The organism is Ignatzschineria sp. PL_is040, from assembly GCF_055813795.1.
The window spans coordinates 73,099-88,925 of record NZ_JBVPGU010000006.1 but is presented as its reverse complement, the minus strand read 5'-3'; the positions used below and the strand labels follow the sequence as shown (position 1 = coordinate 88,925).

The 15,827-nt window shown below is 42.1% G+C and carries 13 protein-coding genes; 6 read left to right on the top strand and 7 right to left on the bottom strand.

Annotation, left to right across the window (positions count from 1 at the left end):
• The first annotated feature begins 9 nt into the window (after nucleotides 1–9).
• The gene (locus tag AC0SAP_RS08040) at nucleotides 10–468 is read left to right on the top strand and encodes a PACE efflux transporter (RefSeq protein WP_473383807.1); all 459 of its coding nucleotides are present in this window, start codon (nucleotides 10–12) and stop codon (nucleotides 466–468) included.
• Between the two features lie 166 nt (nucleotides 469–634).
• Here AC0SAP_RS08040 and gyrB read toward each other — a convergent pair whose 3' ends face one another.
• From gyrB to AC0SAP_RS08020, 4 genes are all read right to left on the bottom strand, one after another.
• Nucleotides 635–3,028 (bottom strand): DNA topoisomerase (ATP-hydrolyzing) subunit B, encoded by a 2,394-nt coding sequence (gene gyrB / locus AC0SAP_RS08035; RefSeq protein WP_473383806.1) that lies wholly within the window; start codon nucleotides 3,026–3,028, stop codon nucleotides 635–637.
• Nucleotides 3,029–3,223: 195 nt separating this feature from the next.
• Nucleotides 3,224–4,318, bottom strand: a complete 1,095-nt coding sequence (gene recF, locus AC0SAP_RS08030; RefSeq protein WP_473383805.1) for a DNA replication/repair protein RecF — start codon at nucleotides 4,316–4,318, stop codon at nucleotides 3,224–3,226.
• A gap of 6 nt (nucleotides 4,319–4,324) precedes the next feature.
• A complete protein-coding gene (gene dnaN, locus AC0SAP_RS08025; RefSeq protein WP_286483156.1) occupies nucleotides 4,325–5,425 on the bottom strand; it encodes a DNA polymerase III subunit beta in 1,101 nt (366 codons plus the stop codon).
• A gap of 359 nt (nucleotides 5,426–5,784) precedes the next feature.
• Nucleotides 5,785–6,297, bottom strand: a complete 513-nt coding sequence (locus AC0SAP_RS08020) for a gamma carbonic anhydrase family protein (protein WP_435659258.1) — start codon at nucleotides 6,295–6,297, stop codon at nucleotides 5,785–5,787.
• Between the two features lie 358 nt (nucleotides 6,298–6,655).
• Between AC0SAP_RS08020 and pheA the strand changes: the two genes are divergently transcribed.
• Nucleotides 6,656–7,801 carry a prephenate dehydratase gene (gene pheA / locus AC0SAP_RS08015; protein WP_473383804.1) on the top strand — a complete coding sequence of 382 codons (1,146 nt, stop codon included), beginning with the start codon at nucleotides 6,656–6,658 and terminating at the stop codon, nucleotides 7,799–7,801.
• Nucleotides 7,802–8,057: 256 nt separating this feature from the next.
• Nucleotides 8,058–8,462 (top strand): dihydroneopterin aldolase, encoded by a 405-nt coding sequence (gene folB, locus AC0SAP_RS08010; protein WP_473383803.1) that lies wholly within the window; start codon nucleotides 8,058–8,060, stop codon nucleotides 8,460–8,462.
• Nucleotides 8,463–8,623: 161 nt separating this feature from the next.
• On the opposite strand, the gene AC0SAP_RS08005 is transcribed toward folB, so the two are convergent.
• Nucleotides 8,624–9,883: a D-amino acid dehydrogenase gene (locus tag AC0SAP_RS08005; RefSeq protein WP_473383802.1), complete on the bottom strand. Its 1,260-nt coding sequence runs from the start codon at nucleotides 9,881–9,883 to the stop codon at nucleotides 8,624–8,626.
• A gap of 231 nt (nucleotides 9,884–10,114) precedes the next feature.
• On the opposite strand from AC0SAP_RS08005, the gene AC0SAP_RS08000 reads away from it, so the two are divergent.
• Nucleotides 10,115–11,539, top strand: coding sequence for an alanine/glycine:cation symporter family protein (locus AC0SAP_RS08000; protein WP_473383801.1), 1,425 nt, complete (start codon nucleotides 10,115–10,117; stop codon nucleotides 11,537–11,539).
• Nucleotides 11,540–11,704: 165 nt separating this feature from the next.
• Nucleotides 11,705–12,121 carry a methylglyoxal synthase gene (locus AC0SAP_RS07995; RefSeq protein ID WP_094568307.1) on the top strand — a complete coding sequence of 139 codons (417 nt, stop codon included), beginning with the start codon at nucleotides 11,705–11,707 and terminating at the stop codon, nucleotides 12,119–12,121.
• A 255-nt stretch (nucleotides 12,122–12,376) separates the two neighbouring features.
• On the opposite strand, the gene AC0SAP_RS07990 is transcribed toward AC0SAP_RS07995, so the two are convergent.
• Nucleotides 12,377–13,456: a S49 family peptidase gene (locus tag AC0SAP_RS07990; protein WP_473383800.1), complete on the bottom strand. Its 1,080-nt coding sequence runs from the start codon at nucleotides 13,454–13,456 to the stop codon at nucleotides 12,377–12,379.
• 109 nt (nucleotides 13,457–13,565) lie between these two features.
• Nucleotides 13,566–14,915 (bottom strand): signal recognition particle protein, encoded by a 1,350-nt coding sequence (gene ffh / locus AC0SAP_RS07985; protein WP_473383799.1) that lies wholly within the window; start codon nucleotides 14,913–14,915, stop codon nucleotides 13,566–13,568.
• 128 nt (nucleotides 14,916–15,043) lie between these two features.
• Here ffh and AC0SAP_RS07980 point away from each other — a divergent pair, with 128 nt between their 5' ends.
• Nucleotides 15,044–15,823 (top strand): cytochrome C assembly family protein, encoded by a 780-nt coding sequence (locus AC0SAP_RS07980; RefSeq protein WP_094568310.1) that lies wholly within the window; start codon nucleotides 15,044–15,046, stop codon nucleotides 15,821–15,823.
• Nucleotides 15,824–15,827: the final 4 nt, after the last annotated feature.

Here is a 15,827-nt window from a genome sequence, read left to right as displayed (position 1 = left end):
TTATTTATTATGACTATTACAACAGTAAGATCACTGAAAGAACGTTTTTTTCATGCCCTACTCTTTGAGGTTTTAGCGATTCTCTTTACGATGTTAATCGGAATCTTTCTCCTTCATAAACCTGTAGATGCAATGGGCGTAGTCTCCGTATTAATCTCCGTCACGGCGTTACTTCTCAATATTGTTTTCAACTGGATATTTGATAAGCTCTTCCCTTTTGTTAATGGTGAACGACCCGTTTCCATCCGGATATTGCATGCATTGAGTTTTGAGGCAACGCTCATTCTCTTTACGATCCCGATGCTTGCTTATATTTTAAGTGTCTCGCTTACAGAAGCCTTTATGATTGAAGTCGGATTACTCATCTTCTTTCTCTTCTACACCTATCTCTACAACTATCTCTACGATAAGAGCCGGCAGTGGCTGATTAAACGATATCAACAAAAACAGGGAAAGAAGGAGAAATAGAGAATTAAATGTTCCTCTCTATTACTGATTATACATATCATCATTCACAGATTTAGTAATGCTAATAGTTTAATATTTTAAATAGAGATAAAAATAAAACCTCTGCTTTTCCAGCAGAGGTTTTCTCTTCATTTCAAAGATTGTGAGATTCGACAAGAAAACAATCTTAAATATCTAAATTACCAACCATCTGTGCATTTTCTTCGATAAACTCACGACGAGGTTCAACTTCATCCCCCATCAACATGGTGAAGACTTCATCCGCCTTAACCGCATCTTCAACTTTAACCTGCAGAAGCCTACGAGAATCTGGATCCATTGTTGTCTCCCATAGCTGCTCGGCATTCATCTCTCCAAGGCCTTTATAGCGGGAGACTTGTTGTCCTTTTTTAGCCTCATCAATCAACCAATCTAAACCTTGTTTAAAGCCACTAATCTTAAAGCGTTTTTCACCTCGCTGCACAAAAGCACCCGGTTGAATAAGCGCGTGTAATTCAGTCGCGAGAATAGCGATCTCTTGATATTCATTTGAGTTAATAAAGCGAGCATCAATGAGATATTTATCGGTGATATTGTAACGCTCACCCAAAATAGTGATCTCTTTTGCTTCAGGATTTGCAACTACTTGGTAATTTACTGCCCCTTCAGAGATATCTCGTTGTAACTCTGTCTCTAACATCTTAGCCCAATCGGCGGCATCGGCTGTCGCTAACATCTCTTCTGTTAATGCCGGCATTTCAAGTAGATGATAGAGAACCTCTTCTGGTACTCGATGACCAATACGATGGATAATATGTTCGACTCTCATTAACTGCTTCGCTAACGATTCCATCACAACCGAAGAGATTGCTGGCGCATCACTACTTGGATGCATAGAACCATTTTCTAAAGCGGTATTTAAGAAATAGAGTGCAAGTTCATTATCATCTTTAATATAAGTTTCTTGTCTGCCGCGCTTAACCTTATAGAGTGGAGGTTGTGCAATATAGATATGTCCACGCTCAACGAGTTCACGCATTTGACGATAGAAGAAGGTCAAAAGTAGGGTTCGAATATGCGCACCATCAACGTCAGCATCCGTCATAATAACGATCCGATGATAACGCAATTTGTCAGGATCAAATTCATCACGACCAATCCCACAACCGAGCGCAGTAATTAATGTACCAATCTCAGCGGAGCTAATCATTCGATCAAATCGTGCTCGCTCTACGTTTAAGATCTTCCCCTTCAAAGGAAGAATTGCTTGGAATTTACGGCTACGTCCCTGCTTTGCAGATCCCCCCGCCGAGTCCCCTTCCACAATAAAGAGCTCTGATTTTGCAGGATCTTTTTCTTGACAATCTGCAAGTTTTCCAGGTAATCCTGCGATATCGAGTGCGCTCTTTCTTCGAGTGTTTTCTCTCGCTTTTCTAGCAGCTTCACGCGCCATCGCCGCATCGATAATTTTTGAGGTAATCGCTTTAGCATCTTCAGGACGCTCTAAAAGGAACTCCTCTAAACGCTCTGCTAAAATACTATCAACCACAGGACGCACTTCACTCGAAACTAACTTCTCTTTTGTCTGTGAAGAGAATTTAGGTCCCGGAATCTTCACAGAGATAATTGCCGTTAAACCTTCACGCGCATCATCGCCTGTTGTGGCAACTTTTGTTTTCTTTAAAAGCCCTTCCTCTTGCATATAACGGTTAAGCGTTCTTGTCATTGCCGCTCTAAAACCGGCAAGATGCGTTCCACCATCACTTTGAGGAATATTATTGGTATAACAGAAAACACTCTCTTGATAACCATCGGTCCATTGAAGAGAGATCTCAACACTAATATTATCTTTTTGACAATTACAATAGAAAATTTGAGGGTGAATCTTATTACGGTTTTTATTAATCAGCTCAACATAGGCCTTAATTCCTCCTTCATATTGAAAGACATCTTCTCGGTCATTTCGCTCATCACGTAGCGTAATACGAATTCCCGAGTTGAGGAATGCAAGCTCTCTTAAGCGCTTATAGAGGGTATCGTAATCGAAATCGATATTATTGAAGACTTCTTTACTCGGTTTAAAATAGACCGTCGTCCCCGTTTTATCAGTCTCACCGATCTCTCTTAAGGGATAATCAGGATCTCCTAAAGTATATTCCTGCTCATGAATTTTGCCATGCTTATAGATGGTTAATTTCAATTTTGAAGAGAGTGCGTTGACAACAGAAACCCCAACACCATGCAGACCACCGGAGATAGCATTATCTTCAAACTTACCTCCAGCATGAAGCACCGTCATAACAACCTGCGCTGATGACACCCCTTCTTCAGGATGAATCTCAACAGGGATACCACGACCGTTATCCGTTACTGTTACAGAGTTATCAACATGAATTGTGATGCTGATATCGTCACAATGCCCCGCTAATGCCTCATCGATCGCATTATCGAGAACTTCAAACACCATATGATGAAGACCGGTACCATCATCGGTATCTCCAATATACATTCCAGGGCGCTTACGAACAGCATCTAACCCTCTTAAAACCTTGATACTTGGAGATTGACTTTCAGTTGTCATTCACAATACCTCTTTATTGATTCTGATAAAACTTTTATAAAACTCATAAATCTTTATCAACCTTTATGAGTCTTTTACAATAATCCTGTAATAACCTCGTAGCAAAAGCCCCATAAATTGAGAATAAGAATAAAATTATTTTATGATTCAATTGACAGTAGCTTACTACCTATTTTTCCTTGTAATAGCTCTCGATTATACCATTTTTTGCGCAATCCCGTCATTAAGTTGATAGTAACTTCTTTCTGAGATCAGAGTAGGATCGGTTAACTCAGGAAACTCATCTGCCTCTAAGCAAGTCACAAAGAGTTGCGATTTTTGGGCGATCAACTCCTCAAGAAGAATACGTCGCTTCTCTTGATCAAGCTCTGCGGTTAAATCATCCATTAAGAGAATCGTTGAAGCATTTTGAAGTTTCTGATGTAACTGAATTTGTGAAAGCATCAGCGCAATCGTTGCCAGCTTAATCTCACCACGTGATAGATGCTGTGTCACAATTCGTCCATTGCAACGTAGCGTGAAATCTCCCCGATGAGGTCCTACCCGAGTAAAGGTCATCTGCCGATCTCGCTCTCTTGCCGTAAAGAGCTCCTCTTGCAATGCCCCTTCTGTAAAGCCCGAAAGGTAATCTAAACGCCAAGTGACATCTTGATCAATAAGCCTTCCTAACAATAGAACAACTGAAGGGGTAATCTCCTCCACAAATCTCCGGCGATAACCATTTAATATCTCCCCCGATTCTGCTAATTCCAATTCAATGCTATTTAAAACAGCATTGGAGTAGCCCCCTTTTAGAGCAGCATTGCGTTGAGAGAGTGCCTTATCATAGCGTTGCCAGATACTGTGATAGAGATCGTAATTTTGAAATAATCCCCAATCCATAAATTGCCGGCGAGCTTTCGGCTCTGCCATCAGCTGTGTGCCGGTATCAGGTCCTAAAAAGAGCATCGGCAATAGCTTTGCAAGATGAGATCGACGCCGAATATTCTCACCATCTTGGCGAACGATTAACTCCGTTTTTGTTCGCTCAAGCCCTAAGCGAGAAGTCGATACCCCATCTAAAGAGCGAAGCTCAGCAATAGCGCGAAGATAATCCGCTCCTTCACAGATCGCTTGATTGATACGGGAAGTTCTAAAGGAGTGGGTTTGGGATAAAAAGTAGAGCGCCTCAAGTAGTGAGGTCTTACCTGATGCATTTTTTCCGACAATTAAATTAAATTGCGAGTCAAAATCAAACTTTTGACTCGCTAAATGTCTAAAATTTTCAACTTGTAAAGATTGAATAATCACTCTGAGTTAGAGTCTCATCGGCATAACAACATAACTGACACCATTACTATCTGAGTTCTGAATCAGACAACTTGAGTTAATGGCCGTAAAGCTTAAACGAACCATATCATCATCGAGGGCTTTTAGCGCATCGATCAGATATCCCACATTAAAGGCTGTTGTGAAGGTTTCCCCTTGGTAATTCACCTCAACCTCCTCCTCTGCTTGCTCCTGCTCAGGATTATTAACCTGTAATTTTAGAAGATAATCGGAGACGGTAAAACGAATACCGCGGAATTTATCTTGAGACAAGACGGATGCGCGATTAAGCGCTTCGATCAATCCGACCCGATCCGCCACAATAATTTTATCCCCTAATGGAGGAACAACACGCTTATAATCAGGGAACTTGCCATCGATCAGTTTTGTTGTAAAGACAATACTTCCTAACTCTACACGCAGATGATTTTCGCTGAGCTCTAAATGAACCGGTGCCGATTCATTTTCAATAAGCTTCAGTAACTCTTCGACCCCTTTTCGAGGGATGATCAGCTGTTTTTGCATCTCAGAACTCTCCGGCAATTGGAGATAAGAGACAGAAAGACGATGCCCATCCGTTGCAACAGCATTGAGCTCTGTATCATTAACATCTAGCAATAGACCATTTAAGAAGTATCGCACATCGGAAACGGCCATAGAGAAAGCAACCTTTTCAATCAGGCGACGAAGCTCATTTTTCGGCAGAGTCAATGTCTTTTCAAATTCCAAATGATCCGATACCGGATACTCATCGACCGGTAAACAACTTAAGGTAAATCGTGAACGGCCCGCAGTGATAATTGCTCGCAGATTATCAACCTCAATCTGCACTTCAATACCCTCTGGCAACGCTTTTAAAATATCAAATAGCTTTCTTGCCGGGAATGTAATGGCGCCTTGCTCAACAGGGATATGGGGAAATGAGCAAGTTAACTCAATCTCCAAATCGGTGGTAGTGAGCGTAATCTCATCATCACTCGCAACACATTTAACATTCGCTAAAATGGGAAGCGTCTGCGTTCTATCAATTACACCGATGATCGCCTGCAGAGGCTTCATCAACTGTTCTCTTTGAATAACTAACTTCATAGGTCCTCTTTTAGTCTCTTCTTGGGTGAGCGATAGATATCGACGTTAACCAATATCTTTCTGAAATCGTCTCACATAAGATGTCGCTCACTATTACAGATCTGAAATTTTGCAGATATTGATCTTCAAAATTATAGCATGATATTTAAGAGCTTGCTATTGGTAAAAGCAAGTAGAAATCAGCGATCTCAAGCGATAACCACTAATTATCTTGCTCTACCAGACTTATCCACAAACTTGTTAACAACCTCATTAATCGCAATTTTTTATTACCATCTTCTATGACCATTTAATAGCCGTGAATTTAACCCTTCATACCTCAATTCCTTAATGCCTTAATGCCTTAATGTAATGGATTTCTATAAACCTTCTTTCAAATACCGATCCTTTAAGGTGACATATTGTTTTGCAGAGAGATAGAGCCCTTCAATCTCCTCTTCACTCAATACCTTAATTCTTCGTGCCGGCGCCCCTACCCAAACTTCACCACTTCTCACAACTTTTCCCGGCGCTAAGAGCGCACCAGCCCCTAAAATACTGTGCGGCTCTACCCGTGAACCATCGAGTAAAATAGCGCGCATACCGATTAAAACCCCATCACCAATGGTACAACCATGCAACATAGCGCCATGTCCAACTGTGACATCATTACCAATAATAGTAGGATATCCATCAGGGGGATTTGCACCAGGATTGGTCACATGAATAATTGACCCATCCTGAATATTGGTTCGATCACCAATCACAACACGATTAACATCAGCACGAATCACAACTCCCGGCCAGATTGAGACATCTTCTCCTAGCTCAACATCACCAATAATGGTTGAACTTGAGTGAACCCAACTCTTCTGCCCTATTTTCGGCGTCATCCCCTCAAATGTAATAATATTCTCTGCCACTAAATTCTCTGCCATTAACCTATCTCCTAGACTGCAACTTTTTTACACTTCAATTTTGTACCCATCTCATGAGCACTCAAGAATTCTGATGAATGATCTATTCAGCATCAATCATTAAGTGCCGGTCATTCAGTATCACTATTACGAATGATTATTAGTAAATGATATTCGTGGATATTCGTGAATGATATTCGTCAATGATCATTGTCATTCTATAACAATTCATTCTATAGTAATTTGAGCAACCAAAAATATTAATCAACGCACCATAAAGCGTTAACAGAAATATTCAATCATCAAAATCATGTATGGAATTATGGAATAGAGAATGAAGAAGAGTGTTACAACCGAAGAGAAGATCTCCCAAACTGAGCAGATTACAGCTGAAGAATCATCAATAGCTGACCCCTTAGCCCCCCATAGAGCGGCTATCGATAAAATTGATGCAGAAATTTTGCACCTTCTGAATGAACGCGCTAAAGAGGCAAAAGCGATCGGTGATATTAAGATCGCAAGTGGTGATAGTGAAATGTATCGCCCGGAGAGAGAGGCTCAGGTTCTAAAGAGTAAAATGGCAGCAAATCCTGGTCCTATCCCAGATATCGATATTGCCCGTCTCTTTCGTGAGATTATGTCTGTCTGTCTCTCATTAGAGAAACCGCTCAATATTGCTTACTTAGGTCCGGAAGGAACCTTTACTGAAGAAGCAACCATTAAACACTTCGGTGGTGCGGCGAAACGCCTTCCCATTCGAACGATCGATGAGATCTTTCATGCCGTAGAGTCAGGAAAGTTTGATTTTGGTGTTGTTCCCATTGAAAACTCAACGGAAGGGGCAGTGAATCAGACTCTCGACTGCTTTCCCACATCAAATGTCTATATCTGTGGTGAAACAGAGTTAAAGATTCACCAAAACTTAATGTCTCATGAATCTGAGCTACAATCGATCAAGACTGTTTATGCTCACCCGCAATCATTAGCACAGTGTCGTTCCTGGCTCGATGAGTATCTTCCTCATGCAGAGCGTATCGCTACAAACTCCAATGCCGGTGCAGTTCAACGCGCCAATAACGAACCGGGAACTGCGGCCTTAGGAGGGAAGCAAGCGGCTGAAGTTTACGGCGTCCCCATATTGGAAAAAAATATTGAAGATAATCTCACCAATAGTACGCGGTTTCTAATTATCGGCACAAAACGTATCCCACCAAGTGGTAATGATAAGACAACGATACTTGTCTCCGCCAATGATCGCCCCGGCTTGTTACTCCATCTAATTGCGCCACTCTCAAAGTATAATATTACAATGACACGCATTGAGTCCCGCCCCTCCAAAAATAGTAATTGGAGCTATATCTTCTTTATCGATGTTTTAGGACATTTTGAGGAACATGGCTTAAAATTAGCCCTCAAAGAGATAGAAGAGGTCTCCTCTTTCTTTAAGGTATTGGGATCCTATCCCGTTGCCCTCTACTGATAGCAATAAGCTCAATCAGTTCGATAGCCGGAATAGATATAGAGGGAATAGATATAGAGGGAATAGATAAATAGATACCTATCCGCTGCCGGTTTCAATAAACTGAAATCTTTATAATGATAGAATAGTCAGCAGTTATGGTAAAAATTTAGCACGAAGGTCGGTACTTACCGGCCTTTTTGATCTTTCAGATTTTCCACTTATCACCCTATTAACTTTTCCCGAAAGGGCGTTGTATTACAACAAGGAATACTTCATGGAAAAATTTTCACTTCCTAAACCAGATATTGTCTTTATCAAAAATCTTCAACTCGATATCATTATCGGCATCTATCCCCATGAGCGCACGAACCTTCAACCCATTACCCTCAATCTTGAGATGGAATGGAATAACCGCCCTGCAGCAAATAGTGATGATATTACTCTAACGCTCGACTATGAAAAGGTGAGCAATTACATTAAAGATTTTGCCAAAAACTCCTCTTTTCAACTCGTAGAGACCTTTACTGAGCTATTAGCTAAAAAACTGATCGAGAAATTTAATATTCCGGCATTAACGATCGAGCTCAATAAGCTTCGAGCAATTGAACAGACTGATGCTGTAGGTGTAAGAATCTATCGAGAAAGAGACCATTATCTCACAGAAACGCTCAGCGAGTAGAAAGAAGACGTAGAAGAGAGCGAAAAGATAAACGCAAGAAATAGATATTCAACAGCGACAATCTTCCAACCATAAAAAAGAGGCTCATCTTCTATGAGCCTCTTTTAAAGATTTAATAGGTATAACGATCGTAGATATAACGATCGATTTAGTGAATCGATTTAACGCTTATATCGCGTGATATCGAGCCCTTCAGTGCTAATCTCAGGTGTTTCGCCTGCAATCAAGTCACTCACATAACGACCACATCCTGCCGCCATGGTCCAACCTAGCGTTCCGTGACCGATATTTAAGAAGAGATTATCATATTTTGCACGACCTAAAATAGGCGTTCCATCAGGTGTTGCCGGTCTTAAACCGGTCCAGAAAATCCCCTCTGGAATATCTCCCCCTTCTGGATAGAGATCTTTTGTCACAAACTCCAATGTCTCGCGACGACGAGGATCAAGACTCAAGTCATACCCCATTACTTCTGCCATACCGCCGACACGAATACGCTCATCAAAACGGGTGATCGCAATTTTATAAGTCTCATCTAAAATTGTAGACTTAGGCGCCATATCAGGATTTGTGATAGGGATTGTGAGCGAGTATCCTTTCAAAGGATAGACAGGAATCTCAATTCCGATCGGAGCCAATTTTTCAGCACCATAACTCCCTAAACAGACTGCATAAGCATCTGCTGTTAATCGTTCACCATCAACAATAACGCCGGTGACCTTCTTTCCATCTACTTCGATCTTATCAACAATAGCACCAAACTTAAATTCTACACCTAGCGCTTTTGCTTTCTCTGCAAGACGACTTGTATAGAGATAGCAATCGCCTGTCTCATCATTAGGAAGACGCAATCCTCCTGCTAATTTATCAACCGTTTTTGCCAATGCCGGCTCAACCGCTACAATGCCATCACGATCAAGAACTTCATAAGGGACATTAAACTCCTCTAATACCGCGATATCGCTCTTAATCGCTTCCATCTGCTTTTCAGTTCTTAAGAGCTGTGTTGTTCCTAAAGTTCTCTCTTCATAATGAAGATCGATCTCAGCACGTAAGTCTCTTAAACAATCTCGGCTATATTCAGAGATACGAACCATCCGCGCCTTATTAATTGCATAGCTCTTCTCATTACAATTTAAGAAGAGATCCCACATCCACTTATACTGTTTTAAGCTAGAGGTAGGACGAATTGCCAAAGGTGCATGCTTACTCTGCATAAGCCATTTAATCGCTTTCATTGGGATTCCCGGCGCCGCCCATGGGGACGCATAACCCGGTGAGATCTGCCCCGCATTACCGTAACTTGTTTCAAGTCCTGCGCCATCCTGTCGATCAACAACTGTGACTTTAAAACCTTTTTTAGCTAAAAAATATGCGAGTGAGGTGCCAACAGCACCGCTTCCTAATACCAATACTTGCATGATTACATGCCCCTCCTAGGCTCTAGTAAATACGCTTTGACTTTCATCTTTCTCTTTTTATGCTTATAATAATCTCTTTTTGAGATACTACATGCATAATGCTTTTGTGAAGAGATCATTATACAGAGTTCTCAAAATTAGCTTAAAAATTTGCCGTAATAGTTGACTTAAGCCTATGAACAAAAGCTAGCTGTTGGGCGCTATTTCCCACAATTTTAGGAATTCTGATCAATGTCTTTTGATACATTATTAACCGCTTTTCAAACAATCCTTTGGGACTATCTGCTAGTCTACCTTCTTTGTGGTACTGGGATTCTCTACACCTTTCTCCTAAAAGGGATTCAGGTTCGAAAATTTAAGAGCGCCCTAAAGACCTTAATTGCCAAGTTCTCCCTCTCAGGAAAACGGGCAGATAAAAAGGGAATGAGCTCATTTCAAGCGGTATCAACCGCCATTGCAGGACAGGTAGGAACGGGGAATCTCGCAGGACCGGCAACAGCAATTATCGCCGGTGGGCCAGGAGCCCTCTTCTGGATGTGGGTCTCCTCCTTTTTTGGAATGGCGACCATCTATGCAGAAGCCATTTTAGCGCAAAAATATCGCACCTATGATCGTACAGGACAGATTGTAGGAGGCCCGGCTTACTACATTGAGAAAGGGTTAGGTATCAAATGGCTTGCCATCCTTTTTGCCATCTTCATCATTTTGGCGCTCGGCATTATTGGCAATATGGTGCAGTCAAACTCGATTGCATCGGCCTTTGAAAAGTCACTCTCGATTCCCACTTGGATCACGGCTCTTGTAGTTTCACTGCTCGTTGCCTTCGTTATTATTGGTGGGATTCGTAATATTGCCGCCTTTACTGAAAAAGTTGTCCCTTCAATGGCCTTCTTCTACCTTCTAGGAGCTATCATCGTCTTAGGCCTCAATTATCAATATATCTTCCCGGCATTAAAGATGATTGTTATCGCAGCTTTCAATCCTGAAGCTGTTTTAGGGGGTGGGGCCGGAATTGCAATTCAGCAAGCAATGCGTTTAGGTATTGCACGAGGACTCTTCTCGAATGAAGCGGGAATGGGCTCAACACCTCATGCTCATGCGGTTGCTAAAGTTAAAACTCCAGAAGAGCAAGGTTATATCGCTATGATGGGGGTTTTTGTGGTGGGAATTATAGTCACCTTAACGGGTCTTGTGATTATTACCTCAGGGATACGAGGCTGGGAAGCCTCAATGAGTGACAATCCCTCCTTCCTCTCCTTCTTTGACGGTCACGGTACCGGCATTACCATCACCCAATATGCCTATGAGATGGTATTTGGCTCTATCGGAGGCATCTTTATCGCAATCTCCCTACTCTTTTTTGCCTTCTCAACCATTATTGGCTGGTACTACTATGCCGAAACAAATGTTCGCTATCTCTTTAAGAGTCGTGCGGCTGTACCCATCTTTCAGCTAATCGCCGTTATTGGCATCTTTTTTGCTGCCTTTATCCATGTCGATATTGTCTGGCAGATGGCGGATCTCTTTAACGGTTTAATGGTGCTTCCTAATATCACAGCACTCCTACTTCTTGCGCCCATAGTGGTCCTCGAAACAACAGGGCTTGCTTGGCACAGTATCCCACTATTTGGGAAATTGGGTAAAAAGAAAATATAAAAAAGAAGCGTACAGAGAACAACAAATAGGAACAATGAATAAGAGCAACGAATAAGAAAGAGAGAGTGATTGAGATCTTGATCATCGCTATTGCAAAATAGATCAGAGGATCTATTATCAGTAATAAGTTTTGTCCCGCTTTTACCACCTAGAAGGATATTAAATATGAAACCTCTCTCTATCGGCTTAGTCGCCCACGATGCAAAAAAAAAGCTCTTGGTAGATTGGATCGGAGATTATCTCCCCTACTTTAGACAACATAATCTCTACGCAACAGGAACCACCGGATCCCATATTTTAGAGGCGTATCCCGATCTCTCTTTAACAAGATTAAAGAGCGGTCCTCTCGGAGGCGACCAACAATTAGGATCAATGATCTGTACTGATAAACTCGATATGTTGATCTTCTTTACAGATGCCTTAACGCCAATGCCCCATGATGTTGATGTTAAAGCATTGATCCGTCTCTCAACGCTCTACAACATTCCGATTGCTTGTAATACCGCAACGGCAAGCCTCTTGATGCAAGCAGTCTTAATCGACAATGATTACGATCATCAATTAGAAGATCAGAATCACTAGTTACGATATGCACATTGGGTGCACATTGGGGCGTAGGCCCCCTTTTTAAGAGTAATCAATCACTCAAAAGAGAAGAAACATCATCATAAAAAGCGCTATTTGAATGGCAGAGTCATCATCTTTAATGATCATTGACTCTACCGTTCGATAGCGCTTCTTTTATTGGCGACTCACGAGAGAATTCTTTCAGGCAAGTCGATCAGCCATAAGTCGATCGATCATCTCCTATTAAGAGAGAACATGAAAAAGAAAGTTTTAATAGAGTCCCGGCTGTGGCAAGAGTGCTTTAATGGTAGATATCACACCTAACCCTAGCTCCCGCATCATCTTACTCAATGGATCCTCTTTCTCTGTAAAATCGATCAATGCCGGCGCTTGCCACTCTCTTGCAACAGAAGCCGCTGAACCTAAACCATCGATCAATCCTAGGGAGAGCGCCTGCTCTCCATTCCAAACAAGACCACTATAGAGTAGCGGATTATCAGCATCTTTTAATCGAGAACCGCGCCCCTCTTTCACTGCGGTAATAAATTGTTGATGGACACCATCGAGTACCTCTTTCCAAAACTCTGTCTCAACAGGATTTTGGGGTGAAAAGGGATCGAGAAAAGCTTTATATTCCCCTGATGTATAGAGCCTACGCTCAATACCGATCTTATCCATCAACTCGACAAAACCAAAGCTCGCCGCAGTCACCCCGATCGATCCCACTAAACTCGCTTTATCTGCATAGATCTGATCTGCGGCAGCCGCAATATAGTAAGCTCCCGAAGCGCCAATATCTTCAATCACGGCAAAAAGCTTCTTATGAGGATAGAGCGCACGAAGACGATTAATCTCATCATAGACATAACCGCTCTGTACCGGAGATCCTCCCCCTGAGTTGATTCGCAATATAATTCCGACAGCTTTAGGATCTTGATAAGCTTTCCCTAGTGCTGATATCAATCTTGCAGCGCTTGCATCACTATTTTCAGCAATAATCCCCTTTAGATCGATTACCGCACTATAACGATCGAGAACACGCCCCTCTGAATCAACCTTAATCGCTCCGCTTTCGATCGATCTTCCGGCAAAAAAGAGTAAGACCATTAATAGAAAGAGGGTACCAAAGAGCAATCGGAAAAAGATGGTCCAACGTCTCTTTCTCCGGGCCTCGACAGTTGCATTGTTGAGGGCATTGGCTAACGCCTCTGTTAAGCGCGAGGAATCAAGGGCTCCTCCACCATTATTATGCCCATGACTATTGCCGCTATGACCTTGTCCGCTCTGATAGCCACCTTCTAGCGCCTCTCGATCTAGCGCTGGAATATGATTGATCGATTCTCTACTCATCTCTTCTCTCCCTATTTGGCAAAAACCCTTACTGCCGAGCAATAAGGGTTCTCTTATCAATTTTGATTCTATCCATCATCGGGCATCAACCTATGATACCGATAACATATTAACGGCGTGGCAATTTACCTTTGAGGGAACGCATCATCTTTCTAACACCGCCCCCTTTAAATTGCTTCATCATCCGTTGCATCTGATCAAATTCTTTTAAAAGTTTATGGACTTCTTGAATATTGACACCTGCACCATCTGCGATCCGTTTACGACGTGGCGCTTTAATCAATTTATGATCGGCTCTCTCTGCCGGCGTCATGGAGTTAATAATGGCAATCTTCTGAACAAAGATCTTATCGTCCACTTTCCCTTTAGCTTTCTCCGCAATATCACCCATTCCCGGCAATTTGGTCAGTAACGTATTGATGCCTCCCATATTGAGCATCTGCTCCATCTGTGCTTTGAAGTCATTGAGATCGAGGCCTTCCCCTTTCTTAAATTTCTTCGTGATCCGCTCAGCCTCTTCTTGGTCAACTTTAGCTTCCATCTCTTCAACTAAAGAGAGCACATCTCCCATATCTAAAATACGAGATGCTAGACGATCGGGGTGAAAAGGTTCTAATGCTTCAAGCTTCTCACCAACTCCTAAGAATTTAATAGGCTTTTGGGTAATATGACGAATCGAAAGAGCCGCACCACCACGCGCATCACCATCGATCTTTGTCAGAACAACCCCCGTTAAAGGGAGCGCATCATTAAAGGCCTTTGCCGTGTTTGCCGCATCTTGTCCTGTCATACTATCGACGACAAAGAGAGTCTCGATAGGATTGAGCACTTGATGGATCTCTTGAATCTCGGTCATGAGCGTCTCATCAATATGGAGACGACCTGCGGTATCCACAATTAAGACATCCGCATTCATCAATTTTGCACTCTCTAACGCACGACGTGCAATCTCTTGTGGTTTTTCATCTCCCGTTGAGGGGATAAACTCTGCACCCACCTGCCCAGCCACCTTTCGTAGCTGCTCAATCGCCGCAGGACGATAGACGTCCGCACTCACAACGGCGACTTTTTTACGCTCACGCTCTTTAAGGTAACGCGCTAATTTACCAACACTTGTGGTTTTACCCGCCCCTTGAAGACCTGCCATTAATATTACTGCCGGCGGCTGTGTCTGCAGGTTTAAGGTTTCATTACTCTCGCCCATAATATTGATGAGCTCTTCATGAACCACTTTCACAAAAACTTGCCCAGGGTTTAAACTCTCGATCACTTCACGACCAACAGCACGCTCTTTCACCTGGTTAATAAACTCACGAACCACAGGCAACGCAACGTCCGCCTCTAAAAGCGCCATACGGACTTCACGCAGAGCATCTTGAATATTACTCTCTGTTAATCTCGCCTGCCCTCTAAGGGAACGCATTGTTTGTCTTAAACGACCACTTAAATTTTCAAACATAAAAACCCTTTTTAGCTTTTATTTATAATTCTTATCAATTTTCTAGTAAAATCACTGTATAGTTTACTTGATATAGGGACTTCTTTAAAGTTCCCCCTTAGATATAAAAAGGTAAGAATCTTAAGATTATGACATTAGTATCACTCAATATTGGACTCTATCTTTTGTCAGCGTTACTTCTTCTTGCGCATCTTTTCAAGAAGGGACAAAAATGGTGGTTGCCCCTCAGTTATATCTCGATCTTCTCAGCACTCGGCTTACATGCAATCTCCTTAAGTTATCAACTATCAATTGGGGATCTTGAAGTCATTAGCGCCATTGAAGCGCTCTCTTTAGCTTCAATCATGATGGTCCTTCTTATCATTCCTTACCTTAAGCGGCACCTCAATACAGCTATTGCTATTATGCTCTTTGCCGGTGCGACACAAATTTTAACCCTATTTGATCATCAAGATGTCGGTTTTAGTACCCCATCTCCTTGGTTAAGCCTCCATATCTTAACTTCTATTATCGCCTATGCGATTTTGCTACTTGCATCCGTACAAGCATTACTACTCTATCTCCGGGATCGAGCGTTAAAAAATCGGCGCTCAATCACCCAGAAGTTTCCTCCCATTTTACGTATGGAGCTGCTTCTCTTTAGAATGCTCACCATCGGCTTTATTCTCCTAACAGTCAGCCTTGTAACAAGTTTTGCATTCTTTGATCAATGGTTTTCGCCCCACTTCATTCATAAAACGGTCTTAACCGGGCTTGCATGGATTCTCTATGGTGCTATTTTATGGGCGCATCACTACTATGGTTTACGTGGTCGCCCTGCAGCGAAGTTTATTCTGCTGACAGCGGTCATTCTATTACTAGGAATTACAGGAACACGTCTAATCCAAGAGTTCCTCTTTGCATCTTAATCTT

Coding starts and splice junctions, on each gene's coding strand:
- AC0SAP_RS07990 (WP_473383800.1), bottom strand. CDS start 13,456: ATGAGTAGAGAATCGATCAATCATATTCCAGCGCTAGATCGAGAGGCG.
- AC0SAP_RS08000 (WP_473383801.1), top strand. CDS start 10,115: ATGTCTTTTGATACATTATTAACCGCTTTTCAAACAATCCTTTGGGAC.
- pheA (WP_473383804.1), top strand. CDS start 6,656: ATGAAGAAGAGTGTTACAACCGAAGAGAAGATCTCCCAAACTGAGCAG.
- gyrB (WP_473383806.1), bottom strand. CDS start 3,028: ATGACAACTGAAAGTCAATCTCCAAGTATCAAGGTTTTAAGAGGGTTA.
- AC0SAP_RS08020 (WP_435659258.1), bottom strand. CDS start 6,297: ATGACGCCGAAAATAGGGCAGAAGAGTTGGGTTCACTCAAGTTCAACC.
- AC0SAP_RS08005 (WP_473383802.1), bottom strand. CDS start 9,883: ATGCAAGTATTGGTATTAGGAAGCGGTGCTGTTGGCACCTCACTCGCA.
- AC0SAP_RS08040 (WP_473383807.1), top strand. CDS start 10: ATGACTATTACAACAGTAAGATCACTGAAAGAACGTTTTTTTCATGCC.
- AC0SAP_RS07980 (WP_094568310.1), top strand. CDS start 15,044: ATGACATTAGTATCACTCAATATTGGACTCTATCTTTTGTCAGCGTTA.
- AC0SAP_RS07995 (WP_094568307.1), top strand. CDS start 11,705: ATGAAACCTCTCTCTATCGGCTTAGTCGCCCACGATGCAAAAAAAAAG.
- dnaN (WP_286483156.1), bottom strand. CDS start 5,425: ATGAAGTTAGTTATTCAAAGAGAACAGTTGATGAAGCCTCTGCAGGCG.
- ffh (WP_473383799.1), bottom strand. CDS start 14,915: ATGTTTGAAAATTTAAGTGGTCGTTTAAGACAAACAATGCGTTCCCTT.
- folB (WP_473383803.1), top strand. CDS start 8,058: ATGGAAAAATTTTCACTTCCTAAACCAGATATTGTCTTTATCAAAAAT.